The organism is Streptomyces sp. NRRL S-1022, from assembly GCF_000720135.1.
In the GTDB taxonomy this organism is placed as follows: domain Bacteria; phylum Actinomycetota; class Actinomycetes; order Streptomycetales; family Streptomycetaceae; genus Streptomyces.
The window spans coordinates 228,928-245,685 of the sequence record NZ_JOIU01000012.1; the positions used below are offsets into that span (position 1 = coordinate 228,928).

Consider the following 16,758-nt stretch of genomic DNA (forward strand, 5'->3'; position numbering starts at 1 on the left):
CCCCCCTGGGCGCGGTCAGGAAGCGGTGGTCACGCGCTCGCGCGGTGATGTGGTCGTGGGCGGCACCGGGCCACGCCGGCGACGGACGGCGCCGACGGCGGTGAGCAGGACGAGGGCGAGCAGCGAGGCGGCCCCCACGGTCGTGCCCAGACGCAGGCCGGGTGGATGGAAGGTGCAGGTCAGCGTGGTGGCGGTGCCGTCCAGGGGGACGGCGATCAGACCGTGGAAGTCCCCGGCGGGGCGCTCGGGCCCGTCCCCGGTGGCGCACCGCCAGCCGGCGGTCCGGGGCACCGCGACGACCGCGGTGCCCCTGCTGCCGGCGGGCAGCCGGGCCCGCAGGGTGCCGTCGGAAACGGTCACCCGGGTGGCTCCGGTCGTCTTCAGCCGGGCCGCGGCGGCGTCCAGCCTCGCGGTGTCCAGGCAGCCGACGGCGCCGGGCGGGATGCGGCCGGGCCGGTCCGGGGTCAGCTCGATGCGCAGCCGCCCGGATGCGGGGGCCGGGCCGAGCGGCTCCATGGCGGCGCGGTTGCGCGGGAACACGTACCGGTACCGGGCAAGTGCGCCGGCGCCCGCGAGCCGTGCGGTGCCGGAGAAGTGCGGGGCCCACAGGTGGACCTGGGTGCCGGCCGGGCACCGGGCGGTGATCACGGGCCGGGCCAGGGCGTTCCCGGTGCCGACCCGGCGGCTCGGGACCGGCCGCCCGCCGTCGTCGTGCACGGTGACCCGGGGCAGGGTGTAGACGCGGCTGCCCAGCAGCAGCTCCTGGTTGCGGTACGGCGACGGCCCGAAGGGCCTGCCGTCGGGTGCGGCCCGGACGGTGACCAGGGGCGGTACGGCCCGCCGGGTGACGGTGACCGGCCCGCCGCCCGGGGGCACGTGCTTCTGGTGCGGGTCGGGCGGGGAGTGCACCCGGGCGCCGACCGAGAAGACGACGTCCGTGACGGCGTTGTCCAGGCTCTGCACGCTCCGGCCGCGCGAGGTCCAGCCGTCGCCCAGCGCGGTGAGGGTGCGGCTGAGGACGTCCGGGGTCAGGCTGCTGTAGTACTGGGCGCCCTCGCCGCCCACCAGCAGCGGGTCGTTGCCGACGGTCTGCTCGCGGCCGGGGTCGGTGCGGTACCGGGGCCAGCCGTCGGCGCCGGCGATCGCCGCCGCCTGCGCGGCCTGCCGCTCGCCCCAGGGCGCGTAGTCGTCCATGTGCGCGAGGCGCATCCGGGTGGCCAGGGCGGAGGTGGCGGCGCTCTCGCCCACCTGCACGCCGAGCAGCAGGACGACGGCCAGTCCGGCGAGCCGGGTGCGCCGCCCGGCGCGGCCCAGCAGGACGAGTCCGCCGAGGGCGCCCGCGAGGGCGGGCAGCAGGACCGGCCAGGTGTACCAGCCGACCAGCGCGCTGCGGCCGGCGGCGAGGACGGCCAGCGCCAGCAGCGCGGCCGCGGCGCCGAGCGCGCGCCGGTCGGGGACGCCGTACGCCAGGGCGTGCCAGGCGGCGATGACCAGCAGGCCGCACAGCACGAACGCCTGCCGGTAGGGGCTGCCCTGCGGGGTGGCGAAGGCGTGCCAGACCAGGTGGGTGGGGCCCCACTGGAGGGACAGGGCCACCGTGAGCACCAGTGCCGTCCAGCCGGTGCGCACCGGGGCCGGGACCGCCCGGTGGAAGGGCAGCGCGAGGGCCAGGAGCAGGGCGGTCAGGCCGACGTAGAGGGCCGGGGAGCCGAAGCCGTAGGTCGCGGGCAGCAGCCGGGCGGCGAGGTCCTCGGCGGGCACCGGGGCGAACTGCCGTACCCGGCCGGGGTAGGCGTGCCGGGTGCCGAAGTAGACGACGGCGACCAGCGGGGCGGCCAGGCCCACGCCGAGGGCGGTGGTGAGGGCGGCGCGGCCGGCCGTGGCGAGCGCCTGCCGGCGCGTCGGGCGGGTGAGCAGCAGGCGCAGCAGCAGGACGAGGGCGGCGCCGAGGGTCGCCATGTAGGCGGTGTAGAAGTTGGCGGTCCAGGCGAGGGCGACGATCAGGACGCCGGGCAGGATCCGGCGTCCGGCCAGCGCGCGTTCGCCGGCCAGGCACAGCAGGGGCAGGGCGATCAGGCCGTCGAGCCACATGGGGTTGTAGGAGGCGTCGGCCAGGCTCCAGCCGCACAGCGCGTACGAGGCTCCGAGCAGCCCGGCCGCCCACCGGTGGCCGGGGCGCAGGGTGAGCAGCAGCCAGGCCATGGCCGCGGCGGCCGAGGCGGTCTTCAGCACGGTGACGGCGTAGACGGCGAGGTCGATCCGGTCGCGCGGGAAGAGCGCGACGAGCGGGGCGAACGGGCTGCCGAGGTAGGTGCCGAGGTCGGGCAGGAAGCTCACGCCGTAGCCGGACTGCCAGTTGACGAGGAGGCCGCCCCGGGCCCTGCCGTGCAGCAGGTCCCACAGGTGGGCGTGGAAGGGCACGTACTGGTTGCCGAGGTCGTTGACGCTGCGGGTGCGGGGGCCGAAGGGGTAGGCGCGCGCCAGCGCGTCACCGGCGCAGAAGGCGGTGATCGTGACGGCCGCGGCGAAGAGGGCGGCGGCCGGGCGCGGCGCACGGGGCGAGAGCGAGCGTTCCATGTGTCGGGTGGCCCCCAGCGAATTCATTTCGTCGATTTCGCCGACTTAGACGGGGCTCCTTTCCGCATGGTTGTGTGCTCATCAAAAAGTGGCGTGAGTTCCGGTGAATGCGGGAAACACCTCGTGAATTCCCGGGTGTTCGGGAAAACGAAGGTTTTCCGGGGGGTGTTTTCCGGGTGAACCCGCCGGGTGCCGGGCCTGCCGTGTCCGGTGCGAGAGGGCGAAGTGCCGGGTTCCGGCCCGGTGCCGGCCGCCGCACGGCATGATGAGCGGGTGACACCGGCGACATCCCGACTGCTGCGCGTCCGTGCGGCATCCGGCTCCGGCGAGACCGACCACGGGGCCGACGAACTGAGATCCCTCTTCGACTGGCTGCGGCACGAGGACGCGCTGCGCGGCCGGGTGCGTGCCGAACACGCCCCGATCGGTCCGGGTGAGATGGGCGCGGGGCTGGACGCCCTGGTGGTGGCCATCGGCCCCGGCGGCGTGGGCGCGGTCGCGGTCGGCGCGCTGGCCGGCGCCCTGGCCACCTGGTTCCCGCACCGCCGGGCCGACCTGCGGATCACCGTCACCGACGAGAACGGCCGCACCGTCGAGGTGGACGGCAAGCGCGTCGACGTCTCCGCGCTGGCGGAGGCCGTCGAGCGGCTGCTGGCGGACGGGGAGGCGGGCACGGACGGGGAGGGGTCGCCGCAGTGACCCGGCTCCCGGATCCGGCCGGATCGCGGGCCGTCCTGATCGGCGCGAGCCGGTACGAGCACCCCGGGCTGCCCGGGATCCCGGCGGTGCGGGCGAACCTCACCGCCCTCCGGGCGGCCCTCACGGATCCGGTCAACGGGACGGTGCCGCCCGGGCACTGTGCGGTGGTCGACGAACCCCGGGCCCCCGGGGACATCGACGTCCCCGTGGCCGAGGCGGCCGGCGCGGCCACGGACGTCCTGCTCGTCTACTACGCCGGTCACGGAGTCGTCGACGGCCGGGGCAGGCTCCACCTGTCCGTGTGCCGGACCGACCCGGCACGGCCGGGCGTGACCGCGCTTCCGTACGACGTCCTGCGGGAGACGATGGCCGACAGTCCCGCGGCGATCAGGGTGCTCGTCCTGGACTGCTGCTTCTCCGGCCGGGCGACCGGGCCGATGGCGGACGCACAGGCGCTGATCGGCGGGCAGATCGACATCGCCGGCACGTACGTCCTCGCCTCGTCCTCGGCGACCAAGCCCTCGCGGGCCGTACCGGGCGCGACCCACACCGCCTTCACCGAGGCGCTGCTCGCCGCGCTGCACCGCCCGGAGCCGCTCACCCTCGACGCGTCGTTCGACACGGTGCACCACCACCTCCTCGCGCGGTCGCTGCCCCTGCCCCAGCGGCGGGTGATGAACACGGCCGGGGGGCTGACCCTGGTGAAGGGCCCGCCTTCCGCGGCGGCCCCCGGCGACCCGCCGCACCCCGCGGGAGCGCCGCCCGCCCCGGGGACCCGGCGCGGCTTCCTGATCGCGGGCTCCGCCGCCGGGCTGGCGCTCGGCACCGCCGCCCTGGCCTGGCTGGTCGGCGACGGGTCCGGCCACGGCGCATCGGGGGCCGGCGGACCGTCGCCGAGCGGCTCCCCCGCCGTCCAGGTGACCGGTGCCCCCGGGCTGGCCCGGCACGAGGGCCCCGTCCAGTCGGTGGTGTTCCGCCCTGGGGGCAAGGTGCTGGCCAGCGGCGGATCCGATCGCCGGGTCCGGCTCTGGACGGCGGCCGACCCGGCGAAGCCGGCACCGCTCGGCTCCCTCGCCGCCACGGACGACGTCGACACGGTGGCGTTCCGTCCCGACGGCGGCCTGCTGGCCGCAGCCGGCAACGACGACGTGGTCCGGCTCTGGAAGACGACCGATCCGGCGAGGCCGAGGGCGCTGAGCCGGCTGACCGGCCACACGGACGCGGTCTTCTCGGTGGCCTTCGGCCCCGACGGCACCGTCCTGGCCAGCGGCAGCGCGGACCGCACGCTCCGCCTGTGGAACGTGTCGGACCCCGCGCGACCGGCACCGATGGGCCGTCCCGGTACCGGCCACACCGATGCCGTGCTCTCCGTGGCGTTCAGTCCCGACCCGAGCCTGATGGCCACCGGCGGCGCCGACGACTCGATCCTGCTGTGGAACGTGGCCACCCCGCCGGCCACCGTGGGCGCACGCGTCCCCGGCCACAGGAACCGCGTCCACAGCGTGCTGTTCAGCCCCGGTGGCAAGATCCTCGTCAGCGCGGGCGGGGACCGGACGGTCCGCCTGTGGGACGTGACCGACCTCGCGCACCCGACCCGGATCGGCGCTCCCCTGGCCGGTCACACGGACGCGGTCTACTGCCTCGCCCTGACCGCCGACGGCAGGATCCTGGCCAGTGCCGGTGCCGACAAGGCGGTCCGCCTCTGGGACCTGACCGACCCGGCGAAGCCGGCACCGCTCGGCCGCCCCCTCGTCGGCCACACGGGCGCCGTTCACTCCGTCGCCTTCTCCGCCGACGGCACGCTCCTGGCGAGTGCCTGTGCCGATCGCGAGATCCGTTTCTGGCCGGTCGCCCGCTGAGAGGTGGGGGCGGGCGGGGGCGCGGGCCGCCGCCGACGGGGCGGCGGCCCGCGGCCGAGGTCACTTCTGCTTGATCCGCAGGAAGGTGACGGAGTTCGCGGGGAAGGTGTACGTGAACTTCCGCGCGACCGAGGTGAGGGTGGACGTCCGCGGGGCGACCGCCGTGGACGTCTCGGTGTTGACCGCGTCCGGTGCGGCGGCCAGTGTGGTCACCTGGGCCTTGGCCGCGACCCGGGCGGTGCCGAGGTCGATGGCCGTACGGGCGGCGGCGGGCTGGGCGTTGACGACCTTGACGATCAGCTCGCCGGTCTTCGCGTCCCGGGTGACGACCTGGCGGAACGGCTCGGCCGGCTTGTCGTCGGTGAAGCCGCCCCACTCCTTGCCGTCGAGGTAGAGGGTGACCCGGCGGCCCCGCACCTTGATGTCGATGTCGTAGGCGCGGCCCGTGTCGATCGACCCGGCCTCGGCGACCAGCGTCGACTTGCCGCCGTCCACGGCCTGCTCGACCGCCGACCGGGTGTTGTTCCAGCCGCCCAGGTTCCACCAGTAGTAGCTGCCGGTGTCCTTGACGCCGAAGGCGACGAGGAAGCCCTCCTGGCCGGACTTCTTGGTGGCCTTCACGTGCAGGTCGTAGTCGTGCCAGCCGGCGTCGCCGGCCTGGACCATGGTGTTCTCGGCGGTGTCGTCCGTCTGGACGTACTGGCCGTCCTGCACGGTCCAGCTGCCGGTGCCGGTGTGGGTCCACCGCGCGGCGTCACCGGAGAAGTCGTCGCTGAGCAGCGTGCTGCCGTCGGCGGCGGTGACCTTCACGTCGTCGTAGGCGGCGCTGGTGTTCCAGGTGGACAGGCCCACGGCGCCGGTGACGGGGCCGCTCAGGCTCGGGGTGCCGGTGGCCGTGCTGGGCACCACCCGGTCGCCCACGTTGGTCATGAACAGCTTCTGGACCTCGTAGTCGGCCGAGCCCCAGGACGCGTGGTTGTTGAACCACACCATGTCCGGGCTCCACTGCACGTAGTCCTCGTTGGCGAACAGCGGGGCGTACGAGGCGAGCTCGACGACGTCCGCGTTGCGTTCCAGGCCGGTCATGTAGGCGGCCTCGGCGAGGCCGTTCTTGAAGGCGTTGCCCTGGGAGGCGTACTCGCCGAGGAAGACCTTCGGGCCCGAGCGGTCGTAGGAGTCGTAGCGGTCGTTGTTCTGCAGGAACCACTGCGGGCTGTTGTAGTAGTGCTCGTCGACCATGTCGACCTTGGCGTCCCGGTTCAGCTTCCAGGCCGTGTCGAAGGTCGGACCGGCGTCGTCCGGGCCGGAGTTGGAGATCACCCGCACGTACGGGTACTTCGCCTGGACGGCCGCGCGGAACTGCCGGAAGCGGGCGAAGAACTCGTTCGGCAGGTTCTCCTCGTTGCCGACCTCGATGTGGGTGAGGTGGAACGGCTCTGGGTGGCCCATCTCGGCGCGCTTCCTGCCCCACTCGCTCGTCACCGGTCCGTTGGCGAACTCGACGAGGTCGAGGGTGTCCTGGATGTGCCGCTTGAGCAGGGCGTCGTCGGCGACGGCCTGGTTCTGGCCGCAGCCGGTGACGAGGGCCGGCACGACGGGCAGCGGCATGGCGCCGATGTCCTCGGCGAACCGGAAGTACTCGTAGTAGCCGAGGCCGTAGCTCTGGTTGTAGCCCCAGAAGTTCGAGTTCGTGGCGCGGGTCTCGACCGGGCCGATGGTGTCCTTCCACTGGTAGGCGCGCTTGCGCTGCCAGCCGGACGTCTCGCTGTAGTCCTCCATGGAACCGGTGTTGACCAGGCAGCCGCCGGGGAAGCGGACGAAGCCCGGATGCAGGGCGGCGACCTTCTCCGCGAGGTCCTTGCGCAGTCCGTTCGGCTCGTGCCGGTAGGTGTCGCGCGGGAAGAGGGACACCATGTCCAGGCTGGTCGCCGCGTCCGCGGCCACGGTGAGCCGGCCGGTGGTGCTGGTGCGGGTGGCCACGAAGGCGGCCTTGTACCGGGCCCAGCCGTTCTTCTTCACGGCGATCCGCCGGGCGGTGGCGAGCGTGCCGCCGGAGTCCTGGAGGGTGACGGTGAGGGCGCCGCCGGCCCCGGCGCGGGCCCAGACCGAGAAGTCGTACGTCTCGCCGTCCCGTACCGCGATCCCGGTGTTGTAGCCGGCGTTGGTCACGGCGGAGCCGGCGCCCAGGGCGAGGTGGTTGCGGTTCCGTTCGGCCAGCCGGCCGGAGTCGTTCACGACCTGGGCGGCGCCGGAGACCGTCCAGGCGGTCAGCGGGGTGTACGACCCGTTGTCGTCGGCGGAGTACTCGAAGGACCGGTTCTGCACGAGTTCGGCGTACAGGCCGCCGTCGGCGGCGCGGTTGATGTCCTCGAAGAAGACGCCGTACATCGTCTTGTCGATCTTCGGCCCGGTGGCGGCGGGGTCGACGGTGATCGCGTAGTCGGTGGTGTCCTCGGCGTGGGCGGGGGCGGGGAGCGCGGCCGTGGCGAGCAGGACGGCGCTCGCGCCCAGGCCGACTCTCCGGCGGGTGGTGCGTGACATGGATACTCCGCGGCTCGATGTTCGAAATATCAGACATTGGTCAGCACTTCGAACGGCAAGATAGGGAAGGGGTATGAGCACGTCAATGGGGCGGGCGCGGCGGCCCGTAAGCTCGCCTCATGGATGTGCTGACGCCGCACCGCGACACGCGGGAGTTCTGGCCGGTTCCGGACGTCCTGGCCCACCTGGCCGGAAGCTGGCGCGCCGAACGCACCGTGCGGGACCTTGCGAGCGGCACCGAGGGCCGCTTCAGCGGGACCACCGTCTTCGCCGCGCTGGACGGCGGCGGGCTGCTGCACACGGAGTCCGGCACCTTCACCTGGCACGGAACGGCCCGGCCGGCCACCCGGACGCTGCGCTTCCTGCCGGGGCCGGCGCCGGGCCGGGCCCGGGTGCGGTTCGCCGACGGGCGGCCCTTCCACGAACTGGACCTGACCACCGGCCACTGGGTCGCCGACCACCCCTGCTCGGCCGACCTCTACCGCGGCGAGTTCACCGTCCGGGACGCCGACCGCTGGCGCTCGGTGTGGCGGGTCGGCGGCCCGGCGAAGGACCTGGTCCTGACCACCGACTACGTGCGCGAGCGCTGAGCCGGGATCCCGTCGAGCCGGAGGTTCCAGCGGCCGGAACGGCCGGTGACCGTGGTCGCGGACAGCGAGCGGACGTCGATGTTCCAGTAGCTGGAGGGCGGCGCCTTCAGGGCGTAGACCAGGGCCGCCCGGATCACGGACGGCTCGGCCACGGCGACGATCCGGTCGCCGTCGCCCACCGGCCGGGTGTCCAGCCAGCCGCCGACCCGGGAGATGAACGCCAGCAGGGACTCGCCGCCGTGCGGGGTGGCACGCGGGTCGGCGAGCCAGGAGTCCACCGCCTCCGGCTCCCGGGCCATCGCCTCGCCCAGCGTCAGCCCGCGCCAGCGGCCCATGTCGCAGTCCCGCAGCGCGAGCTGGACCAGCGGGGCGTACCCCAGGGCGTCGCCGGTGGCCCGGCTGCACGGGGTCGGCGAGCAGTAGCGCAGCTCGGCCGCCGCCAGCGGCAGCAGCTCCCCGGCGACGCGCTGCACCTCGTCCCAGCCGGCCTGGTCCAGCGGCCGGTCGTCCTCGAAGCGCTCCGCGAGCAGCGGGGCACCCCGCGCGGCGGCGACGAACGTCACCCTCAGTGGCATGCGGTGATGGTGAGCCGCCGGGAGGTGCAGGTCAAGGGGTGTTACCGCGGAGTTACCAGAGGTATGCGCAGACTTACCCGACGGGGGTGTGCACCATCCACTGGTCGGGCCGGTCCAGCGGCCGGAAGCCCAGCCTGGCGTACACCCCGTGCGCGTCGTGGGTGGCCAGCAGCACCCGGCGCACCCCGAGGGGCGCGAGGTGGTCGCGGATGCGGCCGACGAACGCCGTGCCGATGCCCTTGCCGCGCACCGACGGGTCGACGTACACGTCGGCGAGCCACGCGAACAGCGCCTGGTCGGTGACCACGCGCGCGTACGCCACCTGCTCGCCCGAGACCGTGTCGTACACCCCGAAGTTCAGCGAGTGCGCCATCGCCCGCTCGTGCCGCTCACGCGGCCGGTCGATCGCCCAGTACGCGTCGGAGGAGAGCCAGCCGTGCACGCGGCCGACGTCGACGCGGGCCGTGTCGGCGGAGAACTCGTAGCCGTCGGGGAGAACCGGTGTGTCGCTCATGGGGTGGATCATCACAGGGCGGCCCGTTCGCGGGCGAGCGGATTTGCCAGGACCTCGTCGCACGCCGTCCGCAGCCGCCGGACGCCCTCCGCGATCTCCCCGGTGCCGGCCACCGCCGCGAAGCTCAGGCGCAGGTGGGCGGCCGGGGGTTCGGCGCTGAAGTAGGGGCGGCCCGGGGTGAGGGCGACGCCGGCGCGCAGGGCCGCCGCGGTCAGCGCCCCCTCGTCGGTGCCGTCGGGCAGCCGCAGCCACAGGTGGTAGCCGCCGGACGGGACGTGCGGCAGGACGAGCTCGGGCAGCTGCCGGGCGAGCGCGCCCGTCATCGTGTCGCGGCGGGTCTTCAGCTCGGCCGACAGGGCCCGCAGGTGGCGCGGCCAGGCCGGGGAGCCGACGAGTTCCAGGGCGGCCTCCTGGAGCGGCCGGGGGACGAAGAAGCTGTCCACGACCTGGATGGCGCGCAGCCGTTCCAGGACCGGCCCGTGCGCGGCCAGGGCGCTCACCCGGAAGCTGGGCGAGGTGGCCTTGGTCAGCGAGCCGACGTGGACGACGACGCCGTCCGGGTCGTCGGCGGCCAGCGGGCGGGGCAGCGGTCCCGCGTCGGCGTGCACGAGCCGGCGGACGTAGTCGTCCTCGACGATGAACGCGCCGGCCTCGCGGGCGATCCGCAGCACCTCGGCGCGCCGGGCAGGCGCCAGCACGGCACCGGTGGGGTTCTGGAACAGCGGCTGGCAGACGAAGACCCGGGCGCCGGTGGCATGGAAGGCGTCGGCGAGCAGCTCGGGCCGTACCCCGTCGGGGTCCACGGGCACCGGGACGGGCCGCAGGCCGGCCGCGCGGGCGAGAGCCAGCATGCCCGGGTAGGTGGGCGACTCCACGAGCACGGGCGCGCCGGGCGGGGCGAGCGCGCGCAGGGCGGTGGCCAGCGCGGCCTGGCCGCCCGCCGCGATCAGCACCTCGGCCGCGGTGACGGCGCCGCCGATGCCGCGCGCGAACCACTCCCGCAGCTCCGGCAGCCCCTCCAGCGGCGGTCTGCCCCAGGCGCCGGGCCGCCGGCCGGCCCGGGCCAGCGCCGCCGCCATGGCCCGCTCCGGCTGGAGGGAGGGGTGCGGGTACCCGCCGTTGAACTCCAGCACCCCGGGCGGCGGCGCGGCCAGCGAGACCGTGACGCCGGAGGCGTCCACCGTGCGCGGTACGAGGTCGGTGGTGCCGTCGGCGCTCAGCGCGACCTCCTGCCAGGAGGTGTCCCCGGCGGCCGGCTCCGGGCTGTGCGGCCGGGCCCGGAAGGCGCCGGCGCCCGGCCGGGTGACGACCAGGCCCTCGGCGGCGAGCTGGGCGAGCGCCCGGGAGACGGTCACCGGGCTGACCCGGAAACGCTCGACCAAGGCCCGGCTCGACGGGAGCTTTCCACCTGGAGAGTAGCGGTCGAGCTCTCTGCGGAGCTGCCCTGCCAGTTCACCGACACTGCTACGCTGTTGCATGAGAACACAGAGTAGCGCTACTACCGCCAGCCCGATAGCAGTCGGTGCTCCCCGGGAGCTCCGGGGACTCGGCACCGCCCAGGCCGCCCTCGGCGTGGTCGCCTTCTCGCTGACCTTCCCGTCGACCGCCTGGGGCCTGGAGAGTTTCGGCCCGTGGTCGCTGGTCGCGGTGCGCGGTGTCCTCGCCGCCCTGGTGGCCGGCGGCTGCCTGCTCGCCCTGCGGGTCCCGCTGCCCGCGCGGCGCCACCTCGCCGGTCTCGCCGTCGTCGCCGCCGGCGTGGTGCTGGGCTTCCCGATGCTGACCACGCTCGCCCTGCGGACGTCCACCACCGCCCACGCGGCCGTCGTGGTGGGGCTGCTGCCGCTGACCACGGCCGTGTTGTCGGCGCTGCGCACCGGCACCCGGCCCTCCCGCCGGTTCTGGCTGGCGGCCGTGGCGGGCGCGGTGGCCGTGCTCGCCTTCACCGCCGGCCAGAGCGGCGGCGCGGTCACCGCGGCCGACGGCTACCTGTTCGGGGCGCTGCTGGTGTGCGCGGCCGGGTACACCGAGGGCGGCCGGCTGGCCCGGGTCATGCCGGGCTGGCAGGTCATCGGCTGGGCGCTGGTGCTGTGCCTGCCGCTGACCGTGCCGGCCGCGGCGGTGGCGCTGTCGTACGAACCGGTGCGTCTGAGCGTCCACGGGGTGGCCGGCCTGGTGTGGGTGGCGGTCGGTTCGACGTTCTTCGGGCTGCTCGTCTGGTACCGGGGCATGGCGGCCATCGGCATCCCGCGGGCCAGCCAGTTGCAGTTGGCCCAGCCCCTGCTCACACTGGTGTGGTCGGCGCTGCTGCTGGGCGAGCACTTCACGGTGGCCGCTCCCCTGACCGCCCTGGCCGTGCTCGTGTGCATCGCCGTCACCCAGCGGGCGTGAGCGTGAGGAGGGCCGGCAGATGCGCGCATCCAAGGGCGACAAGCTCGTCCAGCACGGCAGGGTGGTGGGCCAGCACGACCAGGTCTCCGAGGTCGTCGAGGTGATGGGCGAGAACGGCAACCCGCCCTACCGCGTCCGCTTCGACGACGGGCACGAGGCGATCATGTCCCCCGGCCCCGACTGCCAGGTCAGGCACGAGGACCAGCGCCGGCACTAGGGCCTTTCCGAGAGGCCCCGCCTTTCCTGGAGGCCCCGGACACGCGGTGTCGCCGGCCCCCGGTAGTGGTCGGCGACCACCCGGGCCATGGCCCCGATCCGGTCGTCCGCCAGATCCTTGGCGGCGAAGAACACATGCCCGCCCACCTGTGGGTACCGGGCGGCGAGAGTGAGGTGGCGGGACAGCTCGGCCGGGTCCTGCCAGGCCGCGGGCTGCCCCGCCGCACCCGCCCGGTACAGCGCCTCCCCGATGTACAGCCGGGTCTTCGTCCCCTGGGCGGCCTGCGCCCACCAGGCCACGAGCCGGGCGTAGTCGGCGGCGGAGTAGCCGATGTGCCAGTACAGCTGCGGGACGATGTAGTCGATCCAGTGGTCGCGCACCCACTTCCGGGTGTCCGCGTACAGATCGTCGTACGTCTCGACGCCCGCCTGCGTGTCGGAGCCGCGCGCGTCGGTCGACGCGTTGCGCCACACGCCGAAGGGGCTGATCCCGAACCGGGTGCCGGGCCGGACCCGCCGGATGCCGGCGGCCGTCTCGCGTACCAGCCGGTCGATGTTGTCCCGCCGCCAGGCGGCCCGGCTCGCGAAGGCGCCGCCGTGGCGGTCGTACGCCTCGTCGTCGTCGAAGGTCTGGCCGGCGACCGGGTAGGGGTAGAAATAGTCGTCGAAGTGGAGGGCGTCCACCGGGTAGCGGGCGACCGCGTCGAGCATGGCCTGCTGCACGAAGGCGCGGACCTCCGGCAGACCGGGGTTGTAGTAGAGCCGGCCGCCGTAGGGCACCACCCAGTCGGGGTGCTTGCGCGCCGGGTGCGAGGCGGCCAGCCGGCCCGGGTCGGTGTGGTTGGCGATCCGGTACGGGTTGCACCAGGCGTGCAGTTCCAGGCCCCGGGCGTGCGCCTCGGCGACGGCGGTGCCGAGCGGGTCCCAGCCGGGATGGCGGCCCTGGGTGCCGGTGAGGTACTCGGACCAGGGCTCGTACGGCGACGGCCACAGCGCGTCGGCGGTGGGCCGCACCTGGAGGATCACCGTGTTGAGCCGGTCGCGGACCGCCCGGTCGAGGTGGGCGGTCAGCTCCTCGCGCTGGGCGCTCGCGGGGAGGCCGGGCCGCGAGGGCCAGTCCCGGTTGGCGACGGTGGCGATCCACACGCCCCGCAGTTCGGTGGTCGCACCCCGGCGGGTGCCGGCCGCGGCGCCCGGGGCGGGAACGGCCGGCTCCCCGGCCGGGGCCACGACCGGGGCGGTGACCAGCGTGGACAGGGCGGCCAGTGCGAAGACCCGCCGAGACATGCGCCCCATCGGCACACCCCCAAAACGCTCCGGATCCGCTCCGTCACGGATCGTTCCGCGGTTCAGGATGCCCCCACCCGGACGATCGATCATCGATACTTGGCGGTAACGTGCACGATCGGAGCAGGCGCCGAACCCGGAGGTCTGCCAGCGAGCCGGAAACTTCAGCGAAGGGGACGATGTGACCGACATCGAGCGCATCGGGATCGTGGGCTGCGGCCAGATGGGCGCGGGCATCGCCGAGGTGTGCGCCCGCGCGGGACTGGACGTGAGGGTCGCCGAGACCACCGGCGAAGCCCTGGAGATCGGCCGTACCCGGCTGTTCAACTCCCTGTCCAAGGCCGCCGAGCGCGGGAAGATCAGCGAGGCGGAGCGGGACGACGCGCAGGCGCGGCTGAGCTTCACCACCGACCTCGGCGAGTTCGCCGACCGGGACCTGGTGATCGAGGCCGTCGTCGAGAACGAGCAGGTCAAGACCGAGATCTTCCAGGTGCTCGACCAGGTGGTGACCCGGCCGGACGCCATCCTCGCCTCCAACACCTCCTCGATCCCGCTGGTGAAGCTGGCCGTCGCCACCTCACGCCCGGACCACGTCGTCGGCATCCACTTCTTCAACCCGGCCCCGGTGCAGAGCCTGGTCGAGCTGATCCCGGCGCTCACCACCTCCGAGGGCACCCTCAGCCGGGCCCAGGTCTTCGCCGAGAAGGTGCTCGGCAAGCACGCCATCCGCGCCCAGGACCGCTCCGGCTTCGTGGTGAACGCGCTGCTCGTGCCCTACCTGCTGTCCGCGATCCGGATGTTCGAGTCGGGCATCGCGAGCCGCGAGGACATCGACAACGGCATGGAGATGGGCTGCGCCCACCCGATGGGCCCGCTGAAGCTGTCCGACCTGATCGGCCTGGACACCATCGTCTCCATCGCCAACAGCATGTACGCCGAGTACAAGGAGCCGCTGTACGCCGCTCCCCCGCTGCTCCAGCGCATGGTCGAGGCGGGCCGGCTGGGCCGGAAGACCGGCTCGGGCTTCTACACCTACGGCTGATTACGAAGAGCGACGCCCTGTGGGCCCGGCACCGGAATCCGGTGCCGGGCCCAGCTGTTTCACACACCGTGTGCGCGCCGGGCACGCATATGCCCGTCACACACGCTCCCCACGCGCCCACCAGGCGAGTTGACTCTTCATGCGCATGCAAAGGGATGCGGAACCACCCGTGTCGACTACCGAAAGGAGCGGACCCGTGACCGCCGATCCGCAGCATCCCGTGGTCCAGGGAGAACTCGCAGAGTTACGGCGCCGCCTCGACGTGGCCTACGCCCGCGTCGAGGGAGGGCTGGCTCTGCTGCGTCACCGCACCGAGGAGTCCGCCAAGGAACTGGACGAGCTGAACTCCCGGATGGCCTCGCTGGAACACACCCGCTGGCCCCTGCCCTCGCTCGCCGCGCTGACCGCGCTCGGCGCGCTCGTGGTGACGGTCTGGCAGGCGCTGGCGGGCCACTAGCGGCCCGCACCCCAGCCGCCGGCCCCCTGGCCCTCGGCGAGCCTGAGGTGGTGCAGCAGGAGTAACGCGGCCGCCATGTTGGCGGCCGGGACCTCCCCACGGGCGATCATGTCGGGGACGAGTTTGAGGGGGACCCATTCCCGCCGGTCCGACTCGAAGTCGTCCACGGGATGCCCCACGTACTCGCCCCGGTCGGACCAGTAGACGTGGTGCCGGGCGTCGGTGAGGCCGTTGGACGGCTCCACGCTCATCAGGTGGTGCAGGGGCCCCGGCCGCCAGCCGGTCTCCTCCTCCAGTTCCCTGGCGGCCGCGCTCGCGATGTCCTCGCCGTCCTCGACCACGCCCGCGGCCAGCTCCCAGCCCCAGCTGTCGGTGATGAAGCGGTGCCGCCACAGCAGCAGCACCTCGTTGGCCTCGTTGACCACCGTGGCCACGGCCACCGGGCGCAGCCGGATCAGGAAGTGGTCGAGGTGCCGGCCGTCCGGCAGCTCGACATCTGCGAGATTGACGCTGAACCAGCGGTTCTCATACACAGTTTGTTCGTTCTGTTTCGTCCACTGCACGGTTCTGCCACCTTCCGCCGAGTAAGTGGCAATATCGCAGCAGGGACGGTGCGCCTACAGTGGGCCTACAGCGGCACGCACAGTGCGCCGTCGATGAGTTCGGCGGCTTCGGCGGTGCCGGCCGAGCCGCAGCGCACCAGGTGCTCGCGGACCGCGCGCAGTCGGTCGCGCAGCCGCTGGGACTCCATTCCGCGGGCCTGCTCCGCCATCCGCACGGCGGTGGCCACGGCCTTCTCGGCATTGCCCTGACGCAGTTCGACGGTGCTGAGCATGGCCAGCCGGTGCACCCGCCCCCGGTCGTGGGCGGGGTTGCCGACGGCCGCCGCCGCGTGCTCCCCGGCCGCGGCGAGCTCACCGAGGCTGAGCAGCGCCTCGGCCACCTGCACATTGACGAGGCCCGGCTGGACGTACCCGGTCTCATCGGGCTCGTAGCCGCGCCGGATCCGCTCGGCGGCCGTCTCCGCCCGCCGGATGCAGGACAGCGCGCTGCCGCCGTCCCCGAGGTGCGCGTACGCCTTGGCCTGCATCGCGTACAGGTCGGAGGCGAGCGCCGGGGTGATGTGCCGGCCGGCGGTGCGCAGCGCGGCCTCGGCGAAGGCGACGGCCTGCCGGTACTCCCGCATGAACAGCGACTGGTTGACCAGCAGCGCGATGACGTAGGCGCCGAGTCCCCGGTCCCCGCTCGCCTTCGCCAGCCGCAGCGCCTGGTGGAAGTAGCGCTGGGCGAGTCCGTGCGCGTCGGAGTCGTAGGCGCAGATGCCCGCGATCGCCACCAACCCGCCGGTCGCCCGGTGCAGTTGGCGGCCGGTGGCATCGGTGTAACTGCCGCGCAGCAGCGGCGCGGCCTCGGTGTTGAGGAACCCGACGATCCGCGTCCGGGTCGCGATACCGCCGGCCTTGCGGTACATCTGCTCGTAGTGCGTCCGGGCGGCCCGCAGCAGTTCGACGTCGGCCGCCGTGACCGGGTGCCGGCCGCCCCGGGAGACGTCCACGTCCTCGGGCGGGTTCTCCCACTCCCACACCGGCATCACGGCAGGTGTCCCGGTGACGGCCGGCGCGCCCAGCACATGGGGCCGCTGCTGCTCGTCCGACCGCCACAGTGCGGTCGCCCGCTCCACGAACCCGCCCAGCGAACCGGCGTGCGGGGTGCTCGGCTCCCCGGGCACGCCGAGCCCGATGTCGTCCAGGGTGACGGGCCGCCGGAGCCGGGCCGCCAGCACCTCGCAGATCAGGTCGGGCACCTGACCGCGGGGCCGCTGGCCCTTCAGCCAGCGGGCCACGGCGGTGTGTTCGTACCGCAGGGCGAGTCCGCGTCTGCGGCCCGCCTGGTTGACGTGGGCGGCGAGGCCGGCGTGCGAGACGCCCGCCTCGTCCAGGATGGCGTCGAGCAGAGTGTTGGGCTGCATGGGATGCCCCCCGAGTGGCCTGGTGCGGTCAGCGTAGTGCGAAC

Annotated in this window: 15 protein-coding genes; 7 read left to right on the plus strand and 8 right to left on the minus strand. The window is 73.9% G+C overall.

Annotated features, from left to right (window positions below; all coding sequences use genetic code 11):
- Positions 1-15: 15 nt before the first annotated feature.
- Positions 16-2,577: a YfhO family protein gene (locus tag IG05_RS0118845; RefSeq protein ID WP_030344021.1), complete on the minus strand. Its 2,562-nt coding sequence runs from the start codon at positions 2,575-2,577 to the stop codon at positions 16-18.
- A 273-nt stretch (positions 2,578-2,850) separates the two neighbouring features.
- Between IG05_RS0118845 and IG05_RS42380 the strand changes: the two genes are divergently transcribed.
- Together IG05_RS42380 and IG05_RS43765 are read left to right on the plus strand one after the other, a co-directional pair.
- Positions 2,851-3,276: an effector-associated constant component EACC1 gene (locus IG05_RS42380; protein WP_051790042.1), complete on the plus strand. Its 426-nt coding sequence runs from the start codon at positions 2,851-2,853 to the stop codon at positions 3,274-3,276.
- The gene (locus tag IG05_RS43765) at positions 3,273-5,135 is read left to right on the plus strand and encodes a caspase, EACC1-associated type (protein WP_051790044.1); all 1,863 of its coding nucleotides are present in this window, start codon (positions 3,273-3,275) and stop codon (positions 5,133-5,135) included. The genes IG05_RS42380 and IG05_RS43765 overlap by 4 nt, the downstream gene beginning before the upstream one ends.
- Before the next feature lie 60 nt (positions 5,136-5,195).
- On the opposite strand, the gene IG05_RS0118860 is transcribed toward IG05_RS43765, so the two are convergent.
- Positions 5,196-7,676 carry an alpha-L-arabinofuranosidase C-terminal domain-containing protein gene (locus tag IG05_RS0118860; protein WP_030344026.1) on the minus strand — a complete coding sequence of 827 codons (2,481 nt, stop codon included), beginning with the start codon at positions 7,674-7,676 and terminating at the stop codon, positions 5,196-5,198.
- Between the two features lie 119 nt (positions 7,677-7,795).
- Between IG05_RS0118860 and IG05_RS0118865 the strand changes: the two genes are divergently transcribed.
- A complete protein-coding gene (locus tag IG05_RS0118865; protein WP_030344027.1) occupies positions 7,796-8,266 on the plus strand; it encodes a DUF6314 family protein in 471 nt (156 codons plus the stop codon).
- Here IG05_RS0118865 and IG05_RS0118870 read toward each other — a convergent pair.
- The 3 genes from IG05_RS0118870 to IG05_RS0118880 form a co-directional block, all read right to left on the minus strand.
- On the minus strand, positions 8,248-8,841 hold the full coding sequence (locus IG05_RS0118870) for a histidine phosphatase family protein (protein ID WP_030344029.1): 594 nt from the start codon (positions 8,839-8,841) through the stop codon (positions 8,248-8,250). The genes IG05_RS0118865 and IG05_RS0118870 overlap by 19 nt on opposite strands.
- 73 nt (positions 8,842-8,914) lie before the next feature.
- Complete coding sequence (locus IG05_RS0118875) at positions 8,915-9,355, minus strand: GNAT family N-acetyltransferase (protein ID WP_030344031.1); 441 nt, start codon at positions 9,353-9,355, stop codon at positions 8,915-8,917.
- Positions 9,356-9,366: 11 nt separating this feature from the next.
- A complete protein-coding gene (locus IG05_RS0118880; RefSeq protein WP_030344032.1) occupies positions 9,367-10,833 on the minus strand; it encodes a PLP-dependent aminotransferase family protein in 1,467 nt (488 codons plus the stop codon).
- Between IG05_RS0118880 and IG05_RS0118885 the strand changes: the two genes are divergently transcribed.
- Both IG05_RS0118885 and IG05_RS0118890 read left to right on the plus strand, forming a co-directional pair.
- Positions 10,832-11,743 carry a DMT family transporter gene (locus tag IG05_RS0118885; RefSeq protein WP_030344034.1) on the plus strand — a complete coding sequence of 304 codons (912 nt, stop codon included), beginning with the start codon at positions 10,832-10,834 and terminating at the stop codon, positions 11,741-11,743. The two genes, IG05_RS0118880 and IG05_RS0118885, sit on opposite strands and share 2 nt — an antisense overlap.
- A gap of 19 nt (positions 11,744-11,762) precedes the next feature.
- Complete coding sequence (locus IG05_RS0118890) at positions 11,763-11,960, plus strand: DUF1918 domain-containing protein (protein ID WP_030344036.1); 198 nt, start codon at positions 11,763-11,765, stop codon at positions 11,958-11,960.
- Here IG05_RS0118890 and IG05_RS0118895 read toward each other — a convergent pair.
- On the minus strand, positions 11,957-13,255 hold the full coding sequence (locus tag IG05_RS0118895; protein ID WP_234335923.1) for a glycoside hydrolase family 10 protein: 1,299 nt from the start codon (positions 13,253-13,255) through the stop codon (positions 11,957-11,959). The two genes, IG05_RS0118890 and IG05_RS0118895, sit on opposite strands and share 4 nt — an antisense overlap.
- A gap of 172 nt (positions 13,256-13,427) precedes the next feature.
- Here IG05_RS0118895 and IG05_RS0118900 point away from each other — a divergent pair, with 172 nt between their 5' ends.
- Both IG05_RS0118900 and IG05_RS0118905 read left to right on the plus strand, forming a co-directional pair.
- On the plus strand, positions 13,428-14,288 hold the full coding sequence (locus IG05_RS0118900) for a 3-hydroxybutyryl-CoA dehydrogenase (RefSeq protein ID WP_030344039.1): 861 nt from the start codon (positions 13,428-13,430) through the stop codon (positions 14,286-14,288).
- Between the two features lie 196 nt (positions 14,289-14,484).
- Positions 14,485-14,745, plus strand: a complete 261-nt coding sequence (locus IG05_RS0118905; protein WP_030344041.1) for a hypothetical protein — start codon at positions 14,485-14,487, stop codon at positions 14,743-14,745.
- Here IG05_RS0118905 and IG05_RS0118910 read toward each other — a convergent pair.
- Both IG05_RS0118910 and IG05_RS0118915 read right to left on the minus strand, forming a co-directional pair.
- The gene (locus tag IG05_RS0118910; RefSeq protein ID WP_199808342.1) at positions 14,742-15,308 is read right to left on the minus strand and encodes an NUDIX hydrolase; all 567 of its coding nucleotides are present in this window, start codon (positions 15,306-15,308) and stop codon (positions 14,742-14,744) included. The genes IG05_RS0118905 and IG05_RS0118910 overlap by 4 nt on opposite strands.
- Before the next feature lie 65 nt (positions 15,309-15,373).
- Positions 15,374-16,714, minus strand: coding sequence for a hypothetical protein (locus tag IG05_RS0118915; RefSeq protein WP_030344044.1), 1,341 nt, complete (start codon positions 16,712-16,714; stop codon positions 15,374-15,376).
- Between the last annotated feature and the right edge of the window lie 44 nt (positions 16,715-16,758).

What these genes read in the sequence shown, in the direction of transcription:
- IG05_RS0118845 (WP_030344021.1), bottom strand. Translation starts at nt 2,577, where the DNA reads ATGGAACGCTCGCTCTCGCCCCGTGCGCCGCGCCCGGCCGCCGCCCTC.
- IG05_RS0118860 (WP_030344026.1), bottom strand. Translation starts at nt 7,676, where the DNA reads ATGTCACGCACCACCCGCCGGAGAGTCGGCCTGGGCGCGAGCGCCGTC.
- IG05_RS0118865 (WP_030344027.1), top strand. Translation starts at nt 7,796, where the DNA reads ATGGATGTGCTGACGCCGCACCGCGACACGCGGGAGTTCTGGCCGGTT.
- IG05_RS0118870 (WP_030344029.1), bottom strand. Translation starts at nt 8,841, where the DNA reads ATGCCACTGAGGGTGACGTTCGTCGCCGCCGCGCGGGGTGCCCCGCTG.
- IG05_RS0118875 (WP_030344031.1), bottom strand. Translation starts at nt 9,355, where the DNA reads ATGAGCGACACACCGGTTCTCCCCGACGGCTACGAGTTCTCCGCCGAC.
- IG05_RS0118885 (WP_030344034.1), top strand. Translation starts at nt 10,832, where the DNA reads ATGAGAACACAGAGTAGCGCTACTACCGCCAGCCCGATAGCAGTCGGT.
- IG05_RS0118880 (WP_030344032.1), bottom strand. Translation starts at nt 10,833, where the DNA reads ATGCAACAGCGTAGCAGTGTCGGTGAACTGGCAGGGCAGCTCCGCAGA.
- IG05_RS0118890 (WP_030344036.1), top strand. Translation starts at nt 11,763, where the DNA reads ATGCGCGCATCCAAGGGCGACAAGCTCGTCCAGCACGGCAGGGTGGTG.
- IG05_RS0118895 (WP_234335923.1), bottom strand. Translation starts at nt 13,255, where the DNA reads ATGGGGCGCATGTCTCGGCGGGTCTTCGCACTGGCCGCCCTGTCCACG.
- IG05_RS0118915 (WP_030344044.1), bottom strand. Translation starts at nt 16,714, where the DNA reads ATGCAGCCCAACACTCTGCTCGACGCCATCCTGGACGAGGCGGGCGTC.